This window comes from Azonexus sp., from assembly GCF_030824335.1.
Classification (GTDB): domain Bacteria; phylum Pseudomonadota; class Gammaproteobacteria; order Burkholderiales; family Rhodocyclaceae; genus Azonexus.
The window spans coordinates 157,010-183,404 of sequence record NZ_JAVBXX010000011.1; the positions used below are offsets into that span (position 1 = coordinate 157,010).

Genomic DNA, 26,395 nt, shown 5'->3' on the forward strand with positions numbered 1-26,395 from the left:
CCATAAAATCAAGTGCTGGCCCCAAGGTCAACCGCAATCAATCGCGGAAATTGCCGTACTTGATCGGAAAGTCGGTGATCGATTTCTTGATCAAGGCGATGCACTCCTGCAAATCGTCGCGCTTGGCGCCCTGGACACGCACTTCTTCGCCCTGAATCGACGCCTGAACCTTGAGCTTGGCGTCCTTGATCATCTTGACGATCTTCTTCGCCATTTCGGTCTCGATGCCATTCTTGATCTTCAGTTCCTGCTTGACCTTGTTGCCGGACACCTTCTGCACCGGCTGGTGATCGAGCCGCTTGGTGCTCTCGGTTTCCTTCTTTTCCATCGCGGGAAACAGGATGTCCTTGATCTGGTCGAGCTGGAAATCGGAATCGCCATGCAGCGTGATGACCTTGTCTTTCTCGTTCAACTCGAGCTTGGCCGAGGTGCCCTTGAAGTCGTAGCGGTTATCGATCTGGCGGGAGGTGATATCGACGGCGTTCTTCAACGCCACCATGTCCACTTCGGAGGTGAAGTCAAAGCTCGGCATGGCGATTACCCGAAGTGGCAGACGTAGTGGTAAGCATCGCCTTCGGCAACGGAAATCTCGAACGACGAGTTGCCCGGCACATTGAACGACTGGCCTTCGCCCCAGGTCGTCCACTCGGTTTCGCCCTTGAGCTTGACGCGGCAGGAACCGCCGACGCCTTCCATGATTTCCGGCGCACCGGTGTTGAAAGTCAGGCTGGACGGCAGGATCACGCCGACGGTCTTCTTGGTGCCATCAGCCAGCACGACGGTGTGGCTGACGCACTTGCCATCAAAATAAACATTGGCCTTCTTGACCACGGAAACGTTGTCGTATTGCGACATTTAAATACCCCAGATTTTCTGAATGACTGATTTGGCGATAAAGCCGACCATGCCGAAAGCCAGCACGAAGAAGAGCACAAAGGTGCCCGTCTTGCCGGCTTTCGACTTCCAGGCGATCTCGCCGATGATGAACAGCATGAACAGGATGAACGCGCCGACGCCCCAGGTTGAAAAGAAGTCAGCGATTTGCGCTTCGTTGAATCCGAAGACGGTCCCGTTTTCCATGGCCAATTATCCCTTGCGCGCTTTCAGGTTGGCGGCGATGCGCATGCGCAGCGCGTTCAGCTTGATGAAGCCGCCCGCATCCTTCTGGTCGTAGGCACCGGCATCGTCCTCGAAAGTGGCGATGGTCGAGTCGAACAGCGAATCGGTCTGCGAATCGCGGCCGACGACGATGACATTGCCCTTGTACAATTTCAGACGCACCGAGCCGTTGACCGTCTGCTGCGTAAAGTCGATCAGCGACTGCAGTGCCAGACGCTCCGGGCTCCACCAGTAGCCGTTGTAGATCATGCTGGCGTAGCGCGGCATCAGGTCGTCCTTGAGGTGGGCGACTTCGCGATCGAGCGTGATCGACTCGATGGCGCGGTGGGCGCGCAACAGGATCGTTCCACCCGGAGTTTCGTAGCAGCCGCGCGACTTCATGCCGACGTAGCGGTTTTCGACCAGGTCGAGACGGCCGATGCCGTGCTTGCCGCCGAGTTCATTCAACTTGGCGAGCAGTTCGTGCGCCTTCATTTTCTGGCCGTTGATGGCGACCAGGTCGCCCTTGGCGAATTCCAGATCGAGGTATTCCGCTTGGTCCGGTGCAGCTTCCGGTGAAACCGTCCAGCGCCACATGCTTTCTTCGGCTTCGGCTGCCGGGTCTTCCAGGTGGCGACCTTCGAAGGAGATGTGCAGCAGGTTGGCGTCCATCGAATACGGCGAACCACCCTGTTTGTGCTTCATCTCGATCGGAATGCCGTTGGTTTCGGCATAGGCCAGCAGCTTCTCGCGCGACAGCAGATCCCATTCGCGCCACGGTGCGATGACCTTGACGCCCGGCTTCAACGCGTAGGCGCCGAGTTCGAAACGGACCTGGTCGTTGCCCTTGCCGGTGGCGCCGTGCGAAATGGCATCGCCGCCGGTCAGGTTGGCGATCTCGATCAGGCGCTTGGCGATCAGCGGCCGGGCAATCGAGGTACCGAGCAGGTATTCGCCTTCGTAGACGGTGTTGGCACGGAACATCGGGAAGACGAAATCGCGGACGAATTCCTCGCGCAGGTCGTCGATGAAGATGTTTTCCGGCTTGATGCCGAACTGCAGCGCCTTGGCACGCGCCGGCTCGAGCTCTTCACCCTGGCCGAGGTCGGCGGTAAAGGTAACCACTTCGCACTGGTAGGTATCCTGCAACCACTTCAGGATGACCGAGGTATCCAGACCGCCCGAATAGGCGAGAACCACTTTCTTGACGTCGCTCATTTGCTTTCCTTGTTGCGTTTTACGATGCCGATCAAGCCTTGAGGCGGCCGAGCAGCAGATATTCCATCAAAGCCTTCTGGACGTGCAGCCGGTTTTCGGCTTCGTCCCAGACCACCGATTGCGGGCCGTCGATCACTTCAGCCGTCACTTCTTCGCCACGATGCGCTGGCAGGCAGTGCATGAACACGGCCTTTTCATTGGCCACGCGCATCATGTCGCCGTCGACACACCAGTCGGCGAAGGCCTTGATGCGCTGCTCGTTCTCGGCCTCAAAACCCATCGACGTCCACACGTCGGTGGTGACCAGATCGGCACCACGGCAGGCATCCATCGGATCGGCAAAAACTTCGTAGTGTGCCGCGTCGACCCCGGCGATCAAGGCCGGATCAAGCGCATAACCGGGCGGCGTGGACACATGCACCTTGAAATCCAGCACCTGCGCTGCCTGCAACCAGGTATTGCACATATTGTTGGCATCACCAACCCAGGCTACCGTTTTGCCCTGGATGCAACCGCGATGCTCGATGTAGGTATAGATATCGGCCAGTATCTGGCACGGATGATATTCGTTGGTCAGCCCATTGATCACCGGCACGCGGGAGTTGGCCGCGAAACGCTCGATGATGTCCTGCTCGTAAGTACGGATCATCACGATGTCGCTCATGCGGGAGATGACCTGTGCTGCATCCTCAACCGGTTCACCACGACCGAGTTGCGAATCTCGGGTATTCAGATAGATCGCCGCACCGCCGAGCTGATGCATGCCAGCCTCGAAGGACAAGCGCGTGCGCGTGCTGGCCTTCTCGAAAATCATCACCAGCGTGCGGTCGCTGAGCGGCCAGTATTTTTGATACGACTTGAACTGATCCTTGATCCAGCGCGTACGCTCGAAAACATACTGATGTTCCTCGCGCGTAAAATCCTTGAACTGCAGAAAGTGCTTGATCGCCATGATTACCCCGCCAAAAAGGCCTTGATGAGCGGAATCATGCGGTCGACCAGCTCACGCGCGTCATTTTCACTGAAATTGAGTGGCGGTAGCAGGCGAATGACCGTATCGCCCGTCACGTTGATCAACAGCCCCGCCGCCAGCGCCTGACCAACCAGCGCAGCGCAGGGACGATCCAGTTCGACACCGATCATCAAGCCATGGCCACGCACATCGACCAAGCCCTTGACCCCGGCCAGCGCCTCACCGAACAACTGGCGAATCAGCGCGCCGACCTGATCGGCATTGGTCAGCAAACCCTCTTCCTCAATGCATTCGATGGTGGTCAGCGCCGCCGTACAGGCCAAAGGATTACCGCCGAAGGTCGAACCATGATTACCCGGCCCGAACAGTCCGGCCGCCTTGCCACCCGCCATGCAGGCACCGATCGGCACGCCGGAACCCAGCCCCTTGGCCAGCGTTGCGACATCCGGTTGAACGGCAACCTGCTGATAACCGAACCACTTGCCGGTGCGCGCCATACCGCACTGCACTTCATCGCAGATCATCAGCCATTCCTGACTATCGCAGAGTGCGCGCACCCCTTGGTAGTAGGCGGGATCTGCCAGATGAATGCCACCCTCACCCTGGATCACTTCCAGCATGACGGCAACGATGTTGTTGTGATGCTCCGCAACCTGTTTGATTGCCTCCAGATCGCCATACGGCACCCGGATGAAACCACTGACCAGCGGTTCGAAACCGGCCTGAACCTTGTAATTGCCCGTAGCCGACAGCGTTGCCATGGTCCGGCCATGGAAAGATTTTTCCATGACGATGATGGTGGGCAGTTCGATGCCCTTCTTGTGACCGTAAAAACGCGCCAGCTTGATCGCTGCTTCATTCGCCTCACAACCGGAATTGCAGAAGAACACTTCCTGCATGCCGGACAGCGCAGTCAGCTTGTCGGCCAGCAATTCCTGGCCGGTAACCCCATAAAGATTGGAGGTGTGCAGCATGCGCCCGGCCTGGGCGGCAATCGCGGCCACCAGCTTGGGGTGGGCATGGCCCAAGGTATTGACAGCAATACCGGACAGGGCATCCAGATACTCGCGCCCTTGGGTATCGGTGATCCGGCTGCCTTGACCGTGGCTGAATGCCACCGGCAACCGGGCGTAGGTATTCATGACATGCGACATGAGACAACCCCATAAAACGAAAACGGCGGCCACCGCCGCCGGAACGACCACAACCAAAACCGAAGAAATATCCGGAAACAGTTGCAGAAAGCTGAATGTTAAGTGAAAAATAGCGCCTTGTATAGAACGGCAAAACCATGCGAATCGCCATATTCAACCAGAAAGGCGGCGTCGGAAAGACGACGACTGCACTCAATCTCGGCGCTGCCCTGAATCGCTCAGGCAACCCGCCACTTCTGATCGACCTCGATCCGCAAGGTCACCTTTCCAGCATTCACGGTCAGGCGCCGCTGGAAGCCAACCAGAGCCTGTTCGGCTTCTTTCAGGAAGTTCGCACACTGCAGGATCTGGAAATTGAATGGGCAGAAATCGGGCGCTTGATTCCGGCGCATCAGCAACTGATCAAGGTCGATTCGATTTTCGGCAAAGGGCCGGCAATTCTCAACAAATTGCGCTATGGACTGGATGCGCTGGAAGAAACACAGCCTGAACGTCAATGCCTGATCGATTGCTGTCCCTATATTGGCGTACTTGCCCTGAATGCCATCTTTGCCTGCGACCACCTGATCATTCCCGTGTCTACCGACTATCTGTCATTGCAGGCCGCCGATCACATCAGTCGCACCCTGCAAGTCCTCGAACCGGTAATGAAGCGGCGGGTCAATCGCTACTACCTGCTCACCCGTTTCGACCGCCGGCGGCGCATGAGTGAAGACGTGCGCAGCAAATTGCGCGAACGTTACGGTGATGAAGTTCTGGAAACCGTCATTGCAGAAAATGTGACGGTTGCGGAAAGCCCTTCCCTGAACCAGGATGTCTTCCGCCACAACCCCAGCAGCACAGGCGCCCATGATTACCAGAGTCTGCTGACCGAACTGATTGCGCGGGGCTGCCTGCCGGTCACGCCGCGCTGATCAGGTCAACCACGTCTTCGTAATTCATCGAAGCGGAGCGGCTTTGCAGAGGTGCCAACTGGTGCACGCAGGCCAGCACTTCACAATAATTGTAGATCTGCTCGACCTTGCGTCGCGCATCAGCCTCATCCCGACCATAGAGCGACAGGTGTTCGACAATCACACCATTACGCGTCCGGATCCGGAAGATATATTTACTGACCATCGCTGCCTGCATAAAACCCCCAATAGATCAAAGCAGTAGATGGAGTATATGCAGTGGTTTCTGGAAAAACAATCAAAAAGCCAGCGCTCGCTCGGCGGAGCGCAACACGAACTTTCCGATCCGCCGTCGCCGTTCAGGCGACAAGCGAAGTCAGGCGGGCAATACGGTTTCCGCTGGCGGATTGTTCAAAACACGTATTTCACGCTGCGGAAACGGTATCTCGACACCGTTCGCCTTGAAGGCTTTCCAGATACCCAGATTGAGTTCGGAAACCACCCCCATCCTGCCGTTTTCCGGATCGGTGATCCAGAAACCGAGTTCGAGATTGATGCTGCTATCGGCAAACTGGGTAATGAATACCTTGGGCGGCGGATCGGCCAATACGCGCTCCGTGGCCCCCGCCACCTCCGCCATCAAGCGCATCGCCAATTCGACATCGCTGTCATAGGCCACGCCGACCGTGGTCGCCAGACGCAGGCGGTTGTCCGAATAGGTCTGGTTCTGTACCGTCGTGCCGATCAGGGTTTCATTCGGCACGATGAACTCGGTCCCGCCCGGATGCTTGAGTACCGTATAGCGCGTCGTGATTTGTGTCACCTCACCGCTATCGGCCCCCACCTGAACAAGGTTGCCGATGCGGATGGAGCGGTCGAGCAGGATGATGAAACCGGCCACATAGTTACTGGCAATCTTCTGCAAACCAAAGCCCAGGCCGACGCCCAGCGCGCCGGTGAATACCGACAGCGCCGTCATGTCGATACCGACCAGCGACAGGCTGGCAATGATGGCAATCACGGTCAGGACTGCCTTGGCAATGCGCACGCCGACGATACGCAAGTTGCCGTCCAGCGTCTGCATGCGCATCAGGCGCGCTTCGATGACACCACCGATCCATAGCGCAAATACCACGGTCAGAAAAACCGTCGCAACAGCGCTCAGGATCAGCCATAGATTGAGCTTTTGCTTGCCCAGCGTAAATTCAAAATTCTCCAGGGAGTCAATAACATACGGTGCAAGGTCAGTGATATAGAGCGCCAACCAGCCCCAGACCAGCATTGCGATGGCTTTCTCCCAGGCCGTCAACCAACCGGCACCGGGAAACGCCTGGCGCAAGACAAAAACCACGCTGCGCACCAGTGCCATCGAGCCGAGCAAGGGCATGGCCAACTTGAGCAAGGTGATCGAAAAGAAAGGCTTGAGCAGCAGTTGAGCAATCCCGGTCAGCAGCATGCCGGCCAGCGGAAAGACCAAGCGCCGACCGGCCTGCTGCAAACGACCGGGTGACGAAGGATGCGTCGATTGCCACCAACTGGCGATGAACCAGGCAGCCAGCAGGCTGACCACCAACGCAGCAACCTGCCAGACAAAATTCGGGTTCTGAAAGTCGTCGAGCAAATGCCCAATCAGCTTCAGGGCCTGAGTACTGCTATCCATCATGCCTTGCGTTCCAGAATGGCGGCAAAAAAGCCATCCGTATCGTGCTGGTGCGGCAACAGGCGCAATAAATCGCCCTCATAGGCAACACCTTGCCGCTCAAGGACGATCGAGGCCGGAAGTAGCGAAAAATCCGGATGTCCGGCCAGGAAAGCGTCGACCACGGCCTCGTTTTCTGCGGTCAACAAGCTGCACGTGGCATAAACCAGACGACCACCGGGACGTACCAGGCGGGCCGCCGAATCGAGAATGGCCGTCTGCTTGGCGGTCAATTCGGCAATCGACTCCTCGCCTTGCCGCCATTTCAGGTCGGGATTGCGGCGCAAGGTCCCCAGGCCGGAACACGGGGCATCGACCAGCACGCGGTCGGCCTTGCCGGACAGGCGTTTGACCCGGCTGTCGCGCTCATGTTCGATGCGTACCGGATGCACATTGGACAAGCCAGAACGCGCCAGCCGTGGCTTCAATTTGGTCAGCCGCTTGTCCGATACATCAAAGGCATACAGCCGGCCGGTATTGCGCATCTGCGCGCCAAGCAGCAAGGTCTTGCCACCGGCCCCGGCGCAGAAATCGACGACCATTTCGCCACGTTTGGCTTCCATGACCAGGCCGAGCAACTGACTGCCCTCATCCTGCACCTCGACAGCACCTTCGATAAACAGCGGGTGACTGGCCAGTGCCGGTTTGCCGGAGAGCCGAACCGACAGCGGGGAAAGCTTGCCGGGGATAGCGCCGATGCCATCGGCCGCCAGGCGCTCCAGCACCGCCTCGCGACTGGTTTTCAAGGTATTGACGCGCAGATCGAGCGGCGCCGGCTGATTCAGCGCGGCGGCCAGCTCCAGTACCGCTTCCGGCGAATACTGGGCAACCAGCCGCTCGTATAACCAGTCCGGCAGATCGCAGCGCACAGCCGGCGGCATGTCGCTATCCGGCATGGCTTTGGCGGCCGCCAGCCAGCCTTCCTCATTGCTATTGAGCACCGGCACCAGCTCGCGCTGACTCCAGCCACGCGTTACGGCCAGGGCCACCAGCAAACGATGCCGATTCGACAATCGCCCGGCACAACGCGCCTCCAGGCTGCGTCCACGGCGCAAAACGGCAAATACCGTTTCCGCGACAAAGGCGCGGTCGGCATGCCCCAATTGACGATGCTCGCGAAAATAACGCGATACAACAGCATCGGCCGGATGTTCAAAACGCATTAACTGGTCGAGCACGGCTTCGGCGTGAGCAAAAAGGGCGGGAGTAAAACGAGCTTTCATGGGCATCCTGAATCAGTCTGATGGCGGCAGATCGGCGCCAATTTCCGTAAGACGCAGCTCATAGCTATCGCCTTTTTTGTCGGTAAAGCGAATTTTAACCGGCAAGCGCTGCTGATCGAGTGCAATCCATATTTCAGTCAGCGTTTCACCGGCTGCACGCAGGTGCAGGGTGCGGAAACGCCTGACCGGCGTTTCGATATATTCCTCGCCGAGCGAGTCCAGCGCATAACGCTCATAACGTTTACCGGTAACCACACCAATCGTTGATCCGTCTTCCGGCTTTTCCAGATAGGCCAACTGGTAGTGCAGCGAAAGCATATCCTGCGTCCCGGCAGCAATCGCTTGCACGCTGCCATCGCGCGCCAGACGGACTTCTCCGGTCGACCAGTCGAAATCGGCATTTTCCGTGCTGGCTTCGCCATTCTTCGACACGGCAAAATGCTCCGGCTGCAAACCGCCGACCGTCAGCCGCCCCCGGCTTTCATGCACCTGCCGCACCGGTTTGAACAGGGAGACCAAACCGCTGGTTTCCATGGTGCTGGTCAAGCGATATGTGCCATCACCAGGAAACACCCACTGATGTTCGGCACGACCGATCGGCACACCCAGCGAATCCTTGTATACCGCGAAGCTGAGACCGCCGGTCGACGGCAGGACAGGCTCGAGAACGCGATTGACGGGCGGGGGATTTGGCGCAATTTCTGCGGTCGACGGCAGGGATTCCGGTATTTCCTGCGGCGCAAGCACATCGCCCACCGGATCCCGGAAATCACTTGACGGCTCAGGCGCCCGCTTGAGCCGGCGCTGCTTTACCGGCAGCTTGGCAGGTGCCGCTACAGGGGCCGGTGGTTTGACTTGCGCCACCGGCAAGGCGGGCGGCGGCTTGAGCAAGGTCGCCTGGATGACCTGTTTTTCCTGAACTTCGTCTGGCCAATGAAAATCCGTACCGAACAAAAGCACGGCATGGATGACCAAGGACCCCAGAAGCGCAGCTAACAGGACTCGCGGCATCAAAACTCAGCGCAATTCGGGAACGACAAGCGCCGCACTTTCCGCCATTTCGCCGCTCACGCGAACCCGGCCATTCTCCAGGCGCAAGCGTCCTTCGGCAAACCAGCGCACGGCTTGCGGATAAATCCGGTGTTCCTGGCGCAAGACGCGGGCCGACAGGCTGTCTTCGTCGTCGCCATCGAGCACCGGCACCGCCGCCTGGATGACGACCGGGCCGTGATCGAGCTCGGCAGTCACGAAATGCACGGTGCAGCCGTGAATCCGCACGCCTTCATCCAGCGCCCGCTGATGTGTGTGCAAACCGGGGAAGGATGGCAGCAACGACGGATGGATGTTGAACAGCCGACCTTCGTAATGGCGCACGAAATCCGCCGTCAGAATGCGCATGAATCCGGCCAGCACGACGAGGTCCGGGGCAAAGGCATCGATGCATTCGGCCAGCGCGGCATCGAAAGCCTCGCGCCCGGCATAGGCCTTGTGATCCAGGCAGCGCGTGGCAATCCCCGCCTGTGAAGCCGTCTCCAGCCCCTTGGCATCCGGCCGGTTGCTGATCACGGCGGCGATATTGACCGGCAACTGGCCGGCGTCGCGGGCGGCGATCAACGCCTCCATGTTGCTGCCGCGACCGGAAATCAGGATGACGATGTTTTTCATGTTCAAAAACCTACAGGGAGAAAGATGGCAGTCGCCACCGATTGGGTAACGCGCGACAGCGTGCGACCGTTGCGGTCGGCAACGATATGCGCCATGAAGTCGAGCAAGCCCATGACGCGACCGAATTCGCGCTCGAAGGACAGGTTGCGGTTGGCCGGGTCCAGTTCATTGGACAGCAGGAACAGTTCGCCGGATGGCTGGCGGTCGTTGCCCAACCGCCAGATGGCAATTTCCATGTTGCGCGCGGCATTGAACAATTTCGTTTCGTTCAGGCTGTCGAGAATGTAGAAATCATCCTTGTGCTCAAATGCTGCATCCACCATCGTCAGCAGGCCGAACATCAATGCCGCGACGCGGTCGCCGGCGTAGTTTTCATTGAACGCCTGCGCCGCAGCCAGACGCTCGCGCTGGCCGAGCAACTCCGGCCAGCCGTGCCGATAACGCTTACGCAAACGTTCCACCGCCGCTTCCCTGCTGGTCAGGCCGGCCTGCTTCCATTCACGCGGATTGCGCCGGTAGAGTTTGTCAGCGATGCGCAGCAGGCCATCGACCACTTCGGCCCGGTTGGTATCGGCAATGCGGTCAACCTCGGTTTTCAGCAGATATTTGGCGTCCACCTTTGTTTCGCTGAAGCCATCCCGCCCCAACTTGGTCGAGCAGGCACCCAGCGCAAAAGCAAGCAGCAGCCACAGTCCGTATTTCAGGCTGGCTGACCGGGATGGGAGTTCCATGCAATGAACCGGGGAATGAACGAGTGCGCATTATAATCCGCGCATGCCGACCATTGCCCGCCTCCCCGACCTCCTGATCAGCCAGATTGCCGCCGGCGAAGTGGTTGAAAGACCCGCCTCCGTGCTCAAGGAGTTGCTCGAAAACAGCCTCGATGCCGGCAGCACGGCCATCCAGGTGCATCTCGAGGAAGGCGGCATCAAGCTGATCCGCATCACCGACGACGGTTGCGGCATCGCCCGCGACGAACTGGCGCTGGCGCTGACCCGCCATGCGACGTCGAAGATCACCTCGCTCGACGACCTCGAACAAGTCGCCACCCTGGGTTTTCGCGGCGAAGCGCTGGCCTCGGTGGCCTCGGTCGCCCGGCTGACGCTGACCAGTAGGGCACGTGGCGCCAGCCATGCCTGGAAACTGCGCGGTGAATCTGGCGCCGAACCCGAACCGGCAGCACTGATGGCCGGCACCGTCGTCGAGATGCGCGACCTGTATTTCAACACGCCGGCCCGGCGCAAGTTCCTCAAGGCCGAAGGCACCGAATTCGCCCACTGCGCCGACGCCGTCAAACGGCTGGCGCTGACCCGGCCGGACGTGGCAATCAGCCTCGCCCACAATGGCCGCACGCTGTTCCAGCTGGCGCCGGCCGACCGCCCCCGGCGCATCGCCGATATCCTCGGCGACGATTTCCTCGGTGCCGCGCGTGCGGTCGACGCTACCGCCGGACCGATTTTGCTGAGCGGTTTCGCCATCGATCCGACCCGCGCCGGCGAGATCAAGGACGGCCAGCAGGTCTTCGTCAACGGCCGCTTCGTCCGCGACAAGATCATCGGCCACGCACTGCGCGAAGCCTACCGCGACGTGCTGCACGGCAGCCGCCAGCCGGCCGTCTGCCTGTTCCTGCAAATCGACCCGACGCTGGTCGACGTTAACGTCCATCCGGCCAAGACCGAAGTCCGTTTCCGCGACAGCCGCGCCGTGCACCAGTTCGTCTATCACGCCATCCAGCGCACGCTGGCAACGCCGATCCAGGCTGCGCCAGCGGAAAATCCACAAAATATTGCGGTCGACCGCAATATTCCGGCAATTTCCAGCCCGCCAACGAATTTCCCGCCACCATTGCGCCACCAGGGCAGCCTCGGCGTCGCCGAACCCGCGGCCACCGCCTACCTGGCTTTCGCCCAAGCCGCCCAGCGCCTGACACCGGGCAGCAGCGCCCCGGCCGATGCGCCGCAATTCCGCCCGGAAATCGCCGTCGCCCCTGGGACCAGCACTAGCCTCTATGGTCGCGACGGCCCGCCGCTCGGCTACGCCGTCGCCCAGCTGCACGGCATCTACATCCTGGCGCAGAACGCCAGCGGGCTGATCATCGTGGACATGCACGCGGCACACGAACGCATCCTCTACGAAAAACTGAAGACCGCTTTCGACGATCGCCAGGTGGCGACGCAGAACCTGCTGATTCCGGCGGTCTTCTCCGCTGATCCGGTCGATGTCGCGGCGGTCGAGGAACATGGCGACGCACTGGCCGAACTCGGTTTCCAGATCGCCCCGCTCGGCCCGAACCAGCTCGGCGTGCGCGCCGTGCCGGCACTGCTGCAATCGGGCGATCCGGTGGCGCTGGCACGCGCGCTGATCGCCGACCTGCGCGAACACGGCATCACCCGGCTGGCCACCGCCCGGCGCAACGAACTGCTCGCCACCATGGCCTGCCACGGCGCCGTGCGCGCCCGCCGGCAACTGAGCATTCCGGAAATGAACGCCCTGTTGCGCCAGATGGAAGAAACCGAGCGCGCCGGCCAGTGCAACCATGGCCGGCCGACCTGGACGGCGCTGTCGCTTAATGAACTCGACAAATTGTTTATGCGCGGCCGATAATTGGCTTTCGCCAAAATTCGAGCCCGCATGAAACGCCTGCTTCCCCGCTCGCCGAACAAGCAAACATATCGCCAGGACCCTTGGCGGCGAAAAATCCTTGTGGGATTGGGCCTCCTGGCGATGCTGACCTATGCAGTCCTGGTCGCGGGCGGCCTCAAGATCGCCCATGACCGCGAAGTCGAATTCGCCTCGCGCAACCTGGAAAACCTGGGACGCGTTCTTGAAGGTCACGCGCGCAGCACAATCGACAAGATCGATACAATCCTGCTCGCCAGCCAGCTACAACTTGACCAAAACAACGCTGTCGCAGCACATGACCAAACGGCTTTCAACACGACACTGGGCCGTTATCTGGCACTGATCAACGATGAGTCGCAAAGCCTGCGCGTCGCCGACGCCAATGGCAGCTTCATTCATGATGCCTCGGGCACCCTCTTTCCAGCACGCATCCAGGACCGCGACTACTTCCGCCAGAACCGGGACGACACCTCGGGAAAACTGGTCATTTCCGAACCGCTCTTCGCCCGTATCACCCATAACTGGGTGATTACCCTGAGTCGCCGCCTAAATGCCAGTGGTGGACAATTTGCCGGACTGGTCCAAGCCGCGGTTCGCGCCGAATATTTCCAGGACTTCTTTGCCAATCTCGATCTGGGACCAGGCCAGAGCATTACGCTGATCGACGCCCAACGACGCTTGATCGCCCGCTACCCAATTGCCCGGGAAAAACTGGGGCAACCGCTGGAGAGCAGCTATCTCAAGGAAATGATCAGCGCCGGAAAGCAGCACGCCAGTTACACCACGCTGTCCGCCGTGGATGGCATCGAGCGTCTGTACGTCGTCCGGCAGGTTGGCAATCATCCACTCTACGTCCTGGTCGGACATGCAGAATCCGACTACCTGGCGAATTGGTACCAACAGCTTTTTTGGGGCTTGCTCAGCATCCTTGTCCTGACAGTCGTACTGAGCGGCTGGATCATCGTCTGGCTACGCACCTACGACCGTGCACGGGAAATTGCCCAGGGCATGACCAGCGCTTATGAAACCACCTTCCGCCGCACCCGCGCCCTGCTCGACAGCCTGCCCGACCCCGCCTGGTTGAGTGACCGGGAATACCGCCTGATTGCGGTCAACGATGCTTATGCCGCATTGGCCGGCAAGCCGGCACAAACCATCCTCGGCCAGACCGTCGAACAAGTCTGGCCGGAAGACGCAGCCCGTCTGCTGAGCGAACTGGATAGCAGCGCACTCACGCAGCAGTGCCAGCAAAAACGCCTGGACAGCCAGTTACTGGACAACGGCAAGCAACGGCATTTCGAATATGTCGCCACGCCAGTTTTCGACGACAAAGGAGAACTGGCCGGAGTGGCTGGCGTAGCGCGTGACATCACGCAACTGCGCGATGACCAGGAACGCATCCGCCATCTGGCCGAACACGATCTACTCACCGATTTGCCCAACCGCAGCCTGCTGAGCACCCACATGGCCAGCGCACTGGCTGAAACGCTCGGCCCACAGGCAGAAATTGCCTTGCTCTTTCTCGACCTCGACCATTTCAAAAACATCAACGACACCCTGGGCCATGAAATCGGGGATCAACTCCTGCTCCAGGTTGCCCAGCGCCTGCGTGCCAACCTTGATGAGCGCGACACAATCAGCCGACAGGGCGGAGACGAATTCGCCATTCTTATTCGTGGCTACGGCACACCGGCACGCCTGGCAATGATCGCCCAGCGGATCAACGATGTCTTGTCCGAACCCTTTGCGGTAGAAAGCCACGAACTGCGGGTCAGCGCCAGTATCGGCATCAGCACCTATCCACAGGACGGGCAGGATATCGGCGCACTCCTGAAGAATGCCGATACCGCGATGTATCAAGCCAAGGCTGCCAGCGGTAACACCTACCGTTTCTTCATGCCGGAAATGAACGCCAGCATCTTCGAGCGCGTCATGCTCGAAAACAGCCTTCGCCGGGCACTTCACAGTGAGCAGATTCACGTGCATTACCAACCGCAGGTCGATGTCAAAAATACCAGACTGATCGGCTTTGAGGCCTTGGTTCGCTGGCATCACCCCGAGCAAGGCAATATCCCACCCAGTCGCTTCATCCCGATCGCCGAAGAGAGCAGCCTGATCAACCAGATCGGCGATCAGGTACTACGCGAAGCCTGTCGCCAGAACCGTGCGTGGCAGGACATGGGATTGCCGCCCGTCGTCATGGCGGTCAATCTGTCCGCCATGCAGTTGCGCCAGAGCGGGTTTGCCGAAAGGGTTGCCACGGTACTCACCGAAAGCAAGCTGGCGCCTCAATGGCTGGAACTCGAAATTACCGAGAGCGCCTTCATTCGCGATACCGAACGCATCATCGAAGTCTTGCAACAACTCAGTGCACTCGGAATCAAGCTGTCGGTAGACGACTTCGGCACGGGCTATTCCAGCTTGGGCTATTTGAAACGATTGCCTTTCGACCGCATCAAGATCGACCAATCCTTCGTTCGTGACTTGCCTGACAATACCGACGACATCGCCATCGTGCGTGCGATCATCGCGATTGCCGAAAGTCTGCAAAAGGAAGTTATTGCCGAGGGTGTCGAACAGCCACAACAGATCGATTTCCTGCTCAGCCAGGGATGCCGGTTGATGCAGGGTTACCACTTCGGTCGCCCGAGCGACGCGGCGCAAGCCGAAGCCCTGCTTCGACAGGAAAAAAACTGACCCATCGCATTCGTGCAGATCAAACAGACAACAACATCGGCAGACAAGAAATCTTAGTCTGCCGTGCACCATGCTAGCATTCGCCGCCATGAAACCAGCCCTGCCCCCCGCCATCCTGATCATGGGGCCAACCGCCTCCGGCAAGACCGCCGCCGCCATGGCACTGGCCGACCATCTGCCGGTCGAACTGATCAGTGTCGATTCGGCGCAAGTGTTCATCGACATGGATATCGGCACAGCCAAGCCTGATCAGGCCACATTGGCCCATTATCCGCACCGCTTGATCGACCTGATTTCACCAGAGCAAAGCTATTCTGCCGCGCGCTTTCGTAGCGATGCGCTGGCGGCCATGGCGGAAATCACTGCCGCGGGCAGGATTCCCGTTCTGGTTGGCGGAACGATGCTGTATTTTCGTGCCTTGCTGCAGGGGCTGGCCGAACTGCCCCAGGCCGACACCGCCCTGCGCACTGAAATCGATGCCGAAGCGGCACAGCAAGGCTGGCCAGCGATGCACGCCAAATTGGCTGAACTCGACCCGTCGACCGCAGCACGCCTGCATACAACGGACAGCCAACGCATCCAGCGCGCACTGGAAGTCTGCCTGTCCAGCGGCCGACCGATGTCCGAATTACTCGCTGCCAGCGAACAACAGAAACCAGCCTACGAATTCCTGCAGATCGGCCTGCTCCCCTCCGACCGTGCCGTACTGCACCAGCGCATTGCCAGGCGCTTCGACGAAATGCTCCTTGCCGGACTCGCCGACGAGGTTGCGATGCTGCGCCGGAAATACACCCTGCATGCCGACCTGCCATCAATGCGCTGCGTCGGTTACCGGCAAGTCTGGGAAGCGCAGGATGGCATCATCCCCAGCCGCGAAATGCGCGATCGCGGCATCTTTGCCACGCGTCAATTGGCCAAGCGACAAATCACCTGGCTGACCAACTCATTTGCTGCGGAAAATTTCGATTGCCTGGATCCGGCGGTCAATCAGACGATCATTGCTGCGGTCGACCGCTTCCTGAAGGAAAAAAGCTGACCGACTTCAGCGCAACCTCGAAAACATGAACGACAAAACAAGCCGCCCGATTCAAGCCCGCCAGTTTCTATAAGCCCGAATAGCCATCGGTGCCAGCAACAGCAAACCGCCCGGAACAATCAGGGCGGTAATAACCAAGGAAGTGGTGCGCAGGTATTTCATGGGAAGGATAATCTCATGGGCTCGAAGGGCAGTCGGTGATGCGGGTCACGTCCGGCAATGCAATCTGCACAAATGAATCAAGCCCCCCTCTATTTCATTGCCATTCCACCGACCAAGGGACGATGAAAGAGTCACCAAAAAAGACAAGCCAGCAAGCCACCAGACATAGATTTTTGTCATTTTTTACTTTCCCCTTAAAATAGCAAGCTTAGACAATTACCCTTTTAATCAATACTCTCGCTGGAGAAACCTCATGACCACTGCAGCAGCACACTTGGGCCAGTTCAACGTCAGCGTGCAACAAGCCTTTGACTTCATTGCCGGCAATTTGAACACCCCGGGCAATATTTACAACGTTGCCAAACAATTCAAGATTACCAACCAGATGCTGGCAGAAATCGTCGGCCAGGCCGCCCCTGGCGTGACAGCCACCGACATCAAAAACTGGTTCAACAGCCAGGGTTTCGATGCAAACAGCCTCGACCAGACCAGCGGTACTATTGGTAACAATGGCGGTGCGATCACCAATCCGGGTGACGTTACGCTGATCAACACCTCGATGTCTGCGCTGACCTCGCAATTGCAAAGTATTGGCATGCTCGATTTCTCCAACAGGATCATGGGTGCCTGGCGCGATGCCGGTGCCGATTTCGACATGGATGGCGCGGCAGAACGATCCGGTGAAAATCTTGGTGGGCGGTCGCTCAGCGAAGTTGGCCTGACCTACCTGCTCAATGTCGGCCTGCGTTTGACTGAAGCCGATACCCAGGCAATGACCAACTCCATGAGTAACCTCAGTTCGCTCATGAGCAACCCTCAGGGTGCATCGAGTTTCTGGGACGGCATGATGAATGTGTACAACGGCGCACTGGCCCGTCCCGCCCCAACTGCAGTTACCCAGGAAATGCTCGACTCGGTTGCCAGCGGCTACGTCACGGTAATCGGCCAGATCAAGCCCATGGTCGACATGATGACAGGCTACGGCATCGACATTCTCTGATTTTCCCCTACCCGGACAAGGAAAGAGAGAGAGACACTCTTTCCTTTGAAGCGTATCGCCGGGTAGCAATGCGCAACGGTGGCAATACTCAGTTCATGCCGAACCAAAGGCCGAGCACGGCCACCAGCGCAACCATCGCCCAGCCCAGGCGATCGACGTAGCGATGCAGCACCGCCTCCATCCTTGCGCCGCCCCAGGCCATCAAGCCGGCAACCAGGAAAAACCGCAGTCCGCGCCCGATGATCGAAGCCAGGACAAAGGGCAACAAGGACATGGACAAGGCACCGGCAGCAATTGTGAACACCTTGTAGGGAATCGGCGACACGCCGGCAATGAAGACGGCCCAGAATCCCCAGACCCCGAACCATTCGACTGCCGTCTCATAGGCCGGCCAGTATTTGCTAGCCTGCAGCCAGGGCAGGATGGCATCAATGGCGAAATAGCCGATCAGATAACCGAAAACACCGCCGGCCACCGAGGTCAGCGTCGTCAACAGCGCCAGAAAGAACCAGCGTTGCGGATTGGCCAGCGCCATCGGGGCCAGCATGACATCGGGTGGCACCGGAAAAAACGAGGATTCAGCAAAACTCAAACCGCCCAGATACCATGGTGCGTGGGGATGACGCGACCAGATCATGGCCCGACGATACAGCGGTGAAAATAGTTTCATGCTTGTCCTGAGTAAAACGCGACCAATCAGGCCGCTTCCAGCGAGGCTGTCTTGCGGGCGGCGAGCAGGGTATAAACCGCCGGTACGACAAACAGCGTAAGGAAAGTGCCAAGCGACAAACCGCCGACGATTACCCAGCCGATCTGCTGCCGGGATTCGGCACCGGCACCGGTGGCCAGCGCCAGCGGCACCGCCCCCAGCACCATCGCACCGGTCGTCATCAAGATGGGCCGCAAACGCATGACGGCCGCTTCGATCACCGCCTCGTTCAACGCCCTGCCCTGCTCCTGCAACTGGTTGGCGAATTCGACGATGAGAATGCCGTGCTTGGTAATCAGTCCGACCAATGTGACCAGACCGATCTGGCTATACACATTCAATGTGCCATTGGTCATCCACAGCGCCAGCAGGGCGCCGGCCATCGACAGGGGAACCGTCAGCATGATGATGAAAGGGTCGCGGAAACTCTCGAACTGCGCCGCCAGCACCAGATAAATGAAGGCCAGCGCCAGGCTGAACGTGATCGCCAATGAGGCTGACGATTGGCGGAATTCACGCGATTGCCCGTTGTAATCCACCGCATAACCCGGCTTCAGGATTTGCCCGGCCAGCGCGTCCATCGCGCTCAGCGCTTCCCCCATCGTATAGCCTGGCGCCAGATTGGCGGTAATGGTCACGGCGCGACGCTGACCGAAGTGATTCAATTCGCGCGGCGCAATGGTTTCCCTGGCGTCAAGCAGGTTATCCAGCGAAATCATGCTGCCATCCTGGCCGCGCACATAAATATCGCGAATATCCTGCGGCGACCTGCGGTCGACATCGGCCACCTGGACAATCACATCGTACTGCTCGCCATCACGCTTGAAGCGCGTAACCTGGCGCCCGCCCAGCGCAGTTTCCAGCGTGCGGCCTATCGTTTCGACCGGCACCCCCAGATCCGCCGCCTTGTCGCGCCGGACTTCAACCGCCAGTTCCGGTTTGTTCAGTTTGAGGTCGGTGTCAAGATTCGACAGGCCCGGATTCTTGGCAAGCTCCGCCATGAACTGTTGCGTCACTTGTTGCAGGTCCTCGTAGGAGGCAGACGTGGCAATGACGAAATTGATCGGCCGTTCACGCGGACTCTGGCCAAGCGAAGGCGGTGTCACCGGGAAAGCCATCACACCGGGAATCGCGCCAAACTTCGGAAACAACGCCTTGGCAATGTCAGTAGACCGACGATCACGTTCGGTCCAATCGGTCAGGCCGACGAAAGACAGGCCCTGATTCACCGTCGGATTGCCGGAAACGACGAAATAACGTTCGATTTCCGGCACTTTGCTGTAGATATCCTCGATCTGCCGGGCGTAACGCTCGGTGTACTCCAGCGTCGCCCCGTCCGGCCCATTGAATACGCCGAGAATGACGCCTCTATCCTCAACCGGTGCCAGTTCCGACTTCAGGGTTTTCAACAATACGCCGCAAAGCAGCGCCACCACCGCAAAACCGACAAAAACGACCCAGCGATGTTTCAATGCTGCGGTCAACACCCTTTGGTAACCATTATTCAGCCCGTTGAGAAAGTTCTCGATCAGGACGAAAGCCTTGCCGTGCTTGTCTTCATGCTTGAGCAAGACGGAACACATCATCGGCGATAAAGTCAGCGCGACAAAACCGGAGACCAACACGGCACCGGCCAGGGTCAGCGCGAATTCGATGAACAATTTGCCGGTCCGCCCGGTCATGAAAGCCACTGGCGCATAAACAGCAGCCAGCGTCAGGGTCATGGCGACCACGGCAAAACCGATTTCCTTCGCGCCCTGAAACGCCGCTTTCCGGCGATCCATGCCGTCCTCGATATGGCGATAAATATTTTCCAGCACCACGATGGCGTCATCGACCACCAGACCGATGGCCAGCACCAGTGCCAGCAAGGTCAGGGTATTGATCGTGAAACCCAGCACAAACATGATGGCAAACGTACCAACCAGCGACACCGGGATGGTGACCAGCGGGATCAGCGTGGCGCGGAAGTTACGCAGGAAGAAGAAAATGATCGCCAGCACCAGCAGGATGGCTTCGCCGATGGTGGTGAACACCGACTTGATCGAGCGGTCGATGAACACCGACGAATCGTAGGAAATATTCGCCTGCATGCCCTCCGGCAATTCAGCGATGATGCGCGGCAACTCGGCCCGCAAGGCTTTCGACAGTTCAAGCGGATTGGCCGTCGCCTGCTTGATGAGCCCCATGCCAACCGCCGAAAGCCCCTTGAAACGCACCGACGTCCGCTCGGCAGCAGCACCGATCTCGACCCTGGCGACATCGGAAATGCGCACCGGATAGCCGTCGACCGTACGAATCACCACGGCGCCGAACTCTTCCGGCGTGCGCAGGTCGGTCGTCGCCACGACGGAAAACTCGCGCTCCCGGCTTTCGATCCGGCCAGCCGGCACTTCGACATTCTGCTGGCGCAAGGCGGCTTCGATGTCCGCCGGCGTCAGCCGATAAGCGGCCAGCCGCTGCTTGTCGAGCCAGATGCGCATGGCGAACTTGCGCTCGCCGAATACCCGCACGTCGGCCGCACCGGACAGCGTCTGCAACTTCGGTTTGACCACCCGGTTGGCAACGTCGGTCACTTCCAGCGGCGAGTGGCGATCCGACGAAAAAGCCAGCCAGATGATCGGGTTGGCATCGGCCTCGACCTTGGCGATCACCGGCTCATCGACCTCATCCGGCAAGCGGTTGCGTACGCGCGAGACGCGGTCGCGCACATCGGCCGCCGCCGAATCCGGCTCGCGCTCCAACTTGAAACGAACGGAAATCTGGCTGCGTTCAGCGCGCGAGATCGAGGTAATGACCTCAACGCCCTCGATCCCGGCCAGCGAATCCTCCAGCGGCTTGGTCACCTGCGATTCGATGATGTCGGCCGAGGCGCCCCGGTAATCCGTACTCACTGTCACCACCGGCTCATCGATCTTCGGATATTCGCGTACTGACAGGCGGTCGTAGGAAACCACACCGAGCAACATGACAACCAGCGACAACACGGTCGCCAGGACCGGGCGCTGAATGCAGATTTCCGAAATTCTCATTTTGCGCCAGCCATCCCGGAAGCCGCCGGTTTTTCGGCCAATGCTTTATCGCTTCCCCGCTGCTCACCCGACAGCGAAATCGGTGCGCCGGGGCGTAACTTCATCTGGCCGGCAGTCACGATGACGTCGCCTGCCGCCAAGCCTTCGACCACTTCAACCATCGCATCGCGGCGCACCCCGAGGCGGACGACAACCCGCTCAGCCTTGCCATCGACCTGCTTGAATACCGAGGCTTTGGCCCCCGGCACAATGGCCTCTTCCGGCAACATCAGGACACCCTTGCGTTCGCCAAACGCCAGGCGAACCCGCACAAACATGCCGGGGCGCAGTTTGCCGGCCGAATTATCGAGCCGTGCCCGAACGGCAATTGAACGACCGTTGGGATCGATCTGCGGATCAATCGCCTCGACACGTGCCGTAAAACGCTGACCGGGTAGCGCATCGCTGGACAATTCAAGCGACTGTCCTGCCGCCAAGCGCCCCAGATAACTTTCGGCCAGGCGAAAATCCACGCGCAAACTGCTGATGTCTTCAATATTGACCAGCACTTCGCCTTCCTTGACGTAACTGCCGACGCTGACGTCGCGCAGACCGATCACCCCACGAAATGGTGCGCGGATACGCATTTTGGCCGCTTTCGCCTCGGCCAGCTGGACAGCGGCCTCCTGCACTTTCAGGGTCGCGCCCGAGGCATCGAGCGCCTGCTGGCTGATGAATTTCTTGTCGAGCAACTCCTGATTGCGCCGGTAACTGGCCTGCGCCAATCCCAGATTGGCTTGCGCCTGAGCCAGTTCGGCATCCTGGATGGCGGCATCAAGGGCGATCAGCAAATCGCCCTGCCCAACCACCGCCCCATCGCGAAAACCGATGCGCACCACGCGACCGCTGACTTCCGGACGCAAAATGACTGACTCACTGGCTTTCAAGGAGCCTACTGCACTGACTTCGTCGGAAAAATCGACCGCCTGGACGAGCGCAACCTCAACAGCCACCGGACGCTGAGCTGCCGCAGCCGGCCCAGCGGGCGCGCTGCCCGGTGCAGCAGCAACAGCCGGACTGCGATTGGCTGACCAGGCATAAACCCCCAGAGCAAGCAGCCCGACAAGGGAAAGCGCGACAACGCCGCGACGGGTCATTGTATTCATGGTGAAGAAACCTCTGTAGCCGGCTGGAGCGCCGGGATCTGGGCGGTATGGTGAGCCACATCGGCAGGCTGGCCTGCCAAGCCGGCGGCATCGGAGGAAATGCAATCCGGACAGTTGCGCGGCGAGCCGGCAAGTACGTCGGCACATTCCACCGGGCCGACGACAGGCAACCAGTCAGCCGATAGCAGGGAAACCTCTACCCTGACCACACCGGCCTGCAACATACCCAAATGCCTGCCTACCTCGTGCGTCACATCGATGACGCGCACGCGGTGCCGACGGCTCATTCGATCATTGACCCGAACAATGGCACACGCGTCATTACTGGGGCGACGCACCAACACGGTACTGCCAAGGGGAAAACGATTGCTGGCAGCGGTGAACTCCATCCTGTCGAGCCGCTCACCACTGGCCGTTTTGCGCCCGTGAAGCCGGCTGCCATAGTGGCTGGCCAGCCCCACCACCGCGTCCTGAGCAAGCCCCGGTAGCGCCAGCGCCGAATCCGCCGCGCAAGCCATCGAGGCCAGCCCAAGGCTGCAGCAAAAAGCCGCAGCCAAGCGGCAGCAATCAGACCACGAGGGTCTGTGCTTCGTCACCCTGCCGGGCCCGGATCTTGCCAATACGATAAACCGCTTCGCCCTGCGCCTTCAGTTCGGCCATCGCTGCATCGGCGTCAGCCGCAGCAACAACGATGACCAGACCGATACCGCAGTTGAACACGCGGTGCATTTCGTTTTCAGCGACATTGCCTTCGGCCTGCATCCAGTCGAACAGCTTGGGACGCGGCCAGGCGGCCTTTTCCAGTTCGGCAACAGTGTTTTCCGGCAACACGCGCGGTACGTTTTCCAGCAGGCCGCCACCCGTGATGTGCGCCATGCCCTTGATCGCCACCTTTTCCATCGTCGCCAGCACCTGCTTGACGTAGATGCGGGTCGGCGCCATGACCACGTCGGCCAGCGTACGTTCGCCGTCAAACTTGGCGTTCATGTCCGGATTGGAGCGTTCGATGATCTTGCGCACCAGCGAGTAACCGTTGGAGTGAGCGCCGGAGGAAGCCAGGCCGAGCACAACATCGCCCGGCGCAATCGACTTGCCGTCGATGGCCTTGGATTTTTCGACAACGCCGACCGCGAAACCGGCCAGGTCGTACTCACCGGCCGGGTACATGCCCGGCATTTCGGCCGTTTCGCCACCGATCAGCGCACAGCCAGCCAGTTCGCAACCCTTGGCGATGCCGCCAACGACGGACGCAGCGGTATCGACATCGAGCTTGCCGCAGGCGAAGTAGTCGAGAAAAAACAGCGACTCGGCGCCAAGCACCAAGATGTCGTTGACGCTCATCGCGACCAGATCCTGGCCAACGGTGTCGTGGCGGTTCAGATCGAACGCCAGGCGCAGTTTGGTACCGACACCGTCAGTCCCGGACACCAGCACCGGTTCCTTGTAACGCTTGGGCACCTCGAACAAGGCGCCGAAACCGCCGATACCGCCGAGCACGCCTTCGCGCAGGGTCTTCTTGGCAAGCGGCTTGATGCGCTCGACGAGAGCATCGCCGGCATCGATATCGACACCGGCATCACGGTAGGAAAGGGAAGTTGTCTGGGTCATGATAGGTAAGGCCAACAGGCTGAAAGACCGGAGATTTTACCCGAAACGCGGGCACTTCTTAAGTTCCGGACACAACAATGAAAAATCCTGCGGTCGACGCGCATTCCGGGCAACTTTTTCCGGCACCGCCTGGCTTATCATTGCCGCCATCATGAACATCCTGATCGTCGACGACGAACCGGCCATCGCCGATACGCTGAGCTACGCGCTGCGCGCCGAGGGCTTCGCCACCGAATGCTGCACGCTGGGCGGCGAGGCGCTGGCGCGGCTGCAACAGGGCGGCGTCGATTTCGTCGTCCTCGACGTCGGCCTGCCCGACATCACCGGCTTCGACGTCTGCCGCGCGCTGCGCCGCGAGTCCGACCTGCCGGTGCTGTTCCTGACTGCCCGTTCCGACGAGGTCGACCGCATCGTCGGCCTCGAACTCGGCGGCGACGACTACGTCACCAAACCGTTCAGCCCGCGCGAAGTTGCTTCGCGGGTGCGCGCCATCCTGCGCCGCCTGCACGCCAACGGTGAATCTCGCGGTCAACCCGAAAAAACGGCCAAATTCGCCGTCGACCGCGACGGCCTGCGCATCGCCTACCACGGCCACTGGCTGGCGCTGACCCGCTACGAATACCTGCTGCTGGCGCTGCTGCTCGAACGTCCGGGGCGCATCCTGAGCCGCCCGCAGATCATGGCGGCAGTCTGGCAGGACGACGGCGAAAGCCTGGAGCGCACCGTCGACACCCACATCAAGACGCTGCGCGGCAAGCTGCGCGCGGTGCGCGACGAAGAGGCGATCCTCACCCATCGCGGCCTCGGCTACAGCCTGAGCGCCTGACCCGTGAACATCTCGGTCCGCCTGTTCTTCGGCTATTTCCTGGTGGTCGGGCTGGCCGCCTGGTTCGTGCTGTACACCTTCGTCAAGGAAAGCGAGCCGAGCATCCGCCAGGCGACCGAGGAAAGCCTGGTCGACAGCGCCAACCTGCTTGCCGAACTGGCCGCCGGCGAACTCGCCGCCGGGCACATCAACGAGGGCGCCTTCGCCACGGCGGTCGCCGCCGCGCTGCAGCGCCACCCGGGCGCCGAAATCTATGGCATCAAGAAGGACAGCGTCGACCTGCGCATCACCCTCACCGACGCACGCGGCATCGTCGTCTACGACTCGGCCGGGCAGGCGCAGGGCAAGGATTTTTCGAAATGGAACGACGTCGCCCGCGTGCTGCGCGGCGAATACGGCGCCCGCCAGAGCCGGATCGACCCGAACGACCCGAGCACCTCGGTCATGCACGTCGCCGCCCCGGTGCGCCGCGACGGCCAGTTGATCGGCGTCGTCTCGCTGGCCAAGCCGATGACCTCGATCGCCCCCTTCGTCGAGCGCGCCACCGACCGCGTCCGCGCCTCGGGCCTGACGCTGCTGCTGGCGACAGCGGTGATCGGCCTGGTATTCACCGCCTGGCTCAGCTGGTCGATCCACCGCCTGCGCGACTACGCCCGCGCCGTCAGCGAAGGGCAGAAGGCCGAACCGCCAAGCGGCGGCGGCCGCCAACTCTCCGAACTGGCGCAGGCACTGGCGACCATGCGCGAAAAGCTCGAAGGCAAGCAGTACGTCGAACGCTACGTGCAGAACCTGGCGCACGAGATGAAAAGCCCGCTGACCGCCGTCATCGGCGCCGCCGAAATCCTCGAAGACGAACTCCCGGCCGAAGACCGCCGCCGCTTCGCCGCCAGCATCGGCGAACAGGCCGGGCGCCTGCGCGACATCATCGACCGCATGCTGCAACTCGCCCGCGTCGAACAACTGCAGGCCCCCGGCGCCAATGTTGCGGTCGACCTCGCCGAACTGCTCAAAACCGCCGTCGCCGACCGCCAACTCGCGCTCGCCGCCCGCAATCTGAATTGCGTCATCGACGCCGAGCCGGGCATCAACATCAACGGCGACGCTTTCCTGCTGCGCCAGGCCGTCCTCAACCTGCTCGACAACGCCATCGAATTCTCCCCCGACGGCGGCGAAATCTCGCTGACTCTGCGGTCGACCGCAGAAATCGCCGAAATCCGCCTCCGCGACCACGGCGCCGGCGCCCCCGACTACGCCTTGGCGCAACTCTTCAACCGCTTCTACTCCCTGCCCCGCCCGGCAACGGGGAAGAAGAGCACGGGGCTGGGGCTGGCGTTGGTGCGGGAGGTGGCGCGACTGCACGGTGGCGAGGCGGGATTTGCCAATCATCCGGAGGGTGGTGGTGAGGCGCTGCTGACTTTGGCACTTGGCTGAAAGCCAAACTAACGCACTTCGCAAACAAGAGCATTTTCCCGGCCCCGGGAAAATGGTTCAGAAAAGCGATCATGGATAAAACTGCAGACTGCAGCGCGCCCCCTGAGGACCATTTTCGTGACGTCACGAAAATGGTCGAGATCGGCAAAGGTGGCCAGCGCCCCGTCGACGACTTCATGCTCACCCACTACTGAAACTGGAGCA

The 26,395-nt window shown here is 60.2% G+C and carries 25 protein-coding genes; 8 read left to right on the forward strand and 17 right to left on the reverse strand.

Annotation, left to right across the window (positions count from 1 at the left end; genetic code table 11):
* Window positions 1-37: 37 nt before the first annotated feature.
* From RCI20_RS08210 to RCI20_RS08235, 6 genes are read right to left on the reverse strand one after another with little or no spacing between them, the layout of a single operon-like run.
* A complete protein-coding gene (locus tag RCI20_RS08210) occupies window positions 38-532 on the reverse strand; it encodes a YajQ family cyclic di-GMP-binding protein (RefSeq protein ID WP_306604281.1) in 495 nt (164 codons plus the stop codon).
* 5 nt (window positions 533-537) lie between these two features.
* Window positions 538-855, reverse strand: a complete 318-nt coding sequence (locus RCI20_RS08215; RefSeq protein WP_306604283.1) for a pyrimidine/purine nucleoside phosphorylase — start codon at window positions 853-855, stop codon at window positions 538-540.
* On the reverse strand, window positions 856-1,080 hold the full coding sequence (locus RCI20_RS08220; RefSeq protein WP_306604285.1) for a DUF2788 domain-containing protein: 225 nt from the start codon (window positions 1,078-1,080) through the stop codon (window positions 856-858). It abuts the gene before it with no gap.
* Between the two features lie 6 nt (window positions 1,081-1,086).
* Window positions 1,087-2,316 carry an argininosuccinate synthase gene (locus tag RCI20_RS08225; protein WP_306604286.1) on the reverse strand — a complete coding sequence of 410 codons (1,230 nt, stop codon included), beginning with the start codon at window positions 2,314-2,316 and terminating at the stop codon, window positions 1,087-1,089.
* A 31-nt stretch (window positions 2,317-2,347) separates the two neighbouring features.
* Complete coding sequence (argF, locus tag RCI20_RS08230; RefSeq protein WP_373691497.1) at window positions 2,348-3,268, reverse strand: ornithine carbamoyltransferase; 921 nt, start codon at window positions 3,266-3,268, stop codon at window positions 2,348-2,350.
* A 2-nt stretch (window positions 3,269-3,270) separates the two neighbouring features.
* Window positions 3,271-4,443, reverse strand: a complete 1,173-nt coding sequence (locus RCI20_RS08235; protein ID WP_306604287.1) for an aspartate aminotransferase family protein — start codon at window positions 4,441-4,443, stop codon at window positions 3,271-3,273.
* Between the two features lie 137 nt (window positions 4,444-4,580).
* Here RCI20_RS08235 and RCI20_RS08240 point away from each other — a divergent pair, with 137 nt between their 5' ends.
* On the forward strand, window positions 4,581-5,357 hold the full coding sequence (locus RCI20_RS08240) for a ParA family protein (RefSeq protein ID WP_306604288.1): 777 nt from the start codon (window positions 4,581-4,583) through the stop codon (window positions 5,355-5,357).
* On the opposite strand, the gene RCI20_RS08245 is transcribed toward RCI20_RS08240, so the two are convergent.
* The 6 genes from RCI20_RS08245 to RCI20_RS08270 form a co-directional block, all read right to left on the reverse strand.
* On the reverse strand, window positions 5,344-5,562 hold the full coding sequence (locus tag RCI20_RS08245) for a hypothetical protein (protein WP_306604289.1): 219 nt from the start codon (window positions 5,560-5,562) through the stop codon (window positions 5,344-5,346). The genes RCI20_RS08240 and RCI20_RS08245 overlap by 14 nt on opposite strands.
* Before the next feature lie 150 nt (window positions 5,563-5,712).
* Window positions 5,713-6,999, reverse strand: coding sequence for a mechanosensitive ion channel family protein (locus tag RCI20_RS08250; RefSeq protein WP_306604290.1), 1,287 nt, complete (start codon window positions 6,997-6,999; stop codon window positions 5,713-5,715).
* Window positions 6,996-8,258, reverse strand: coding sequence for an RsmB/NOP family class I SAM-dependent RNA methyltransferase (locus RCI20_RS08255; protein ID WP_306604291.1), 1,263 nt, complete (start codon window positions 8,256-8,258; stop codon window positions 6,996-6,998). The genes RCI20_RS08250 and RCI20_RS08255 overlap by 4 nt, the downstream gene beginning before the upstream one ends.
* A gap of 12 nt (window positions 8,259-8,270) precedes the next feature.
* Window positions 8,271-9,269, reverse strand: coding sequence for a DUF3108 domain-containing protein (locus RCI20_RS08260; RefSeq protein ID WP_306604292.1), 999 nt, complete (start codon window positions 9,267-9,269; stop codon window positions 8,271-8,273).
* 6 nt (window positions 9,270-9,275) lie between these two features.
* A complete protein-coding gene (purN, locus tag RCI20_RS08265; protein ID WP_306604293.1) occupies window positions 9,276-9,923 on the reverse strand; it encodes a phosphoribosylglycinamide formyltransferase in 648 nt (215 codons plus the stop codon).
* 2 nt (window positions 9,924-9,925) lie between these two features.
* The gene (locus RCI20_RS08270) at window positions 9,926-10,654 is read right to left on the reverse strand and encodes a hypothetical protein (RefSeq protein WP_306604294.1); all 729 of its coding nucleotides are present in this window, start codon (window positions 10,652-10,654) and stop codon (window positions 9,926-9,928) included.
* A 43-nt stretch (window positions 10,655-10,697) separates the two neighbouring features.
* On the opposite strand from RCI20_RS08270, the gene mutL reads away from it, so the two are divergent.
* From mutL to RCI20_RS08290, 4 genes are all read left to right on the forward strand, one after another.
* On the forward strand, window positions 10,698-12,527 hold the full coding sequence (gene mutL / locus RCI20_RS08275) for a DNA mismatch repair endonuclease MutL (protein ID WP_306604295.1): 1,830 nt from the start codon (window positions 10,698-10,700) through the stop codon (window positions 12,525-12,527).
* Window positions 12,528-12,554: 27 nt separating this feature from the next.
* Window positions 12,555-15,242: an EAL domain-containing protein gene (locus tag RCI20_RS08280; protein ID WP_306604296.1), complete on the forward strand. Its 2,688-nt coding sequence runs from the start codon at window positions 12,555-12,557 to the stop codon at window positions 15,240-15,242.
* An 88-nt stretch (window positions 15,243-15,330) separates the two neighbouring features.
* Window positions 15,331-16,278 (forward strand): tRNA (adenosine(37)-N6)-dimethylallyltransferase MiaA, encoded by a 948-nt coding sequence (gene miaA, locus RCI20_RS08285; protein ID WP_306604297.1) that lies wholly within the window; start codon window positions 15,331-15,333, stop codon window positions 16,276-16,278.
* 415 nt (window positions 16,279-16,693) lie between these two features.
* Window positions 16,694-17,440 carry a hypothetical protein gene (locus RCI20_RS08290; protein WP_306604298.1) on the forward strand — a complete coding sequence of 249 codons (747 nt, stop codon included), beginning with the start codon at window positions 16,694-16,696 and terminating at the stop codon, window positions 17,438-17,440.
* 88 nt (window positions 17,441-17,528) lie between these two features.
* Here RCI20_RS08290 and RCI20_RS08295 read toward each other — a convergent pair whose 3' ends face one another.
* The 5 genes from RCI20_RS08295 to purM are packed head-to-tail and all read right to left on the reverse strand — an operon-like array spanning window position 17,529 to window position 23,934.
* Window positions 17,529-18,110, reverse strand: coding sequence for a YqaA family protein (locus tag RCI20_RS08295; RefSeq protein ID WP_306604300.1), 582 nt, complete (start codon window positions 18,108-18,110; stop codon window positions 17,529-17,531).
* 26 nt (window positions 18,111-18,136) lie between these two features.
* Window positions 18,137-21,181, reverse strand: a complete 3,045-nt coding sequence (locus RCI20_RS08300; RefSeq protein ID WP_306604301.1) for an efflux RND transporter permease subunit — start codon at window positions 21,179-21,181, stop codon at window positions 18,137-18,139.
* On the reverse strand, window positions 21,178-22,326 hold the full coding sequence (locus tag RCI20_RS08305; protein ID WP_306604302.1) for an efflux RND transporter periplasmic adaptor subunit: 1,149 nt from the start codon (window positions 22,324-22,326) through the stop codon (window positions 21,178-21,180). Before RCI20_RS08305 ends, RCI20_RS08300 begins: the two co-directional genes overlap by 4 nt.
* Complete coding sequence (locus RCI20_RS08310; protein WP_306604303.1) at window positions 22,323-22,844, reverse strand: septal ring lytic transglycosylase RlpA family protein; 522 nt, start codon at window positions 22,842-22,844, stop codon at window positions 22,323-22,325. Before RCI20_RS08310 ends, RCI20_RS08305 begins: the two co-directional genes overlap by 4 nt.
* Window positions 22,845-22,893: 49 nt before the next feature.
* Window positions 22,894-23,934 carry a phosphoribosylformylglycinamidine cyclo-ligase gene (gene purM, locus RCI20_RS08315; protein WP_306604304.1) on the reverse strand — a complete coding sequence of 347 codons (1,041 nt, stop codon included), beginning with the start codon at window positions 23,932-23,934 and terminating at the stop codon, window positions 22,894-22,896.
* Between the two features lie 151 nt (window positions 23,935-24,085).
* Between purM and creB the strand changes: the two genes are divergently transcribed.
* The 3 genes from creB (at window position 24,086) to RCI20_RS08330 (ending at window position 26,385) form a co-directional block, all read left to right on the forward strand.
* Window positions 24,086-24,760, forward strand: a complete 675-nt coding sequence (creB, locus tag RCI20_RS08320) for a two-component system response regulator CreB (protein ID WP_306604305.1) — start codon at window positions 24,086-24,088, stop codon at window positions 24,758-24,760.
* Window positions 24,761-24,763: 3 nt separating this feature from the next.
* Window positions 24,764-26,191 (forward strand): two-component system sensor histidine kinase CreC, encoded by a 1,428-nt coding sequence (creC, locus tag RCI20_RS08325; protein ID WP_306604306.1) that lies wholly within the window; start codon window positions 24,764-24,766, stop codon window positions 26,189-26,191.
* A gap of 71 nt (window positions 26,192-26,262) precedes the next feature.
* Window positions 26,263-26,385, forward strand: a complete 123-nt coding sequence (locus RCI20_RS08330; protein ID WP_306604308.1) for a hypothetical protein — start codon at window positions 26,263-26,265, stop codon at window positions 26,383-26,385.
* Window positions 26,386-26,395 lie beyond the last annotated feature (10 nt).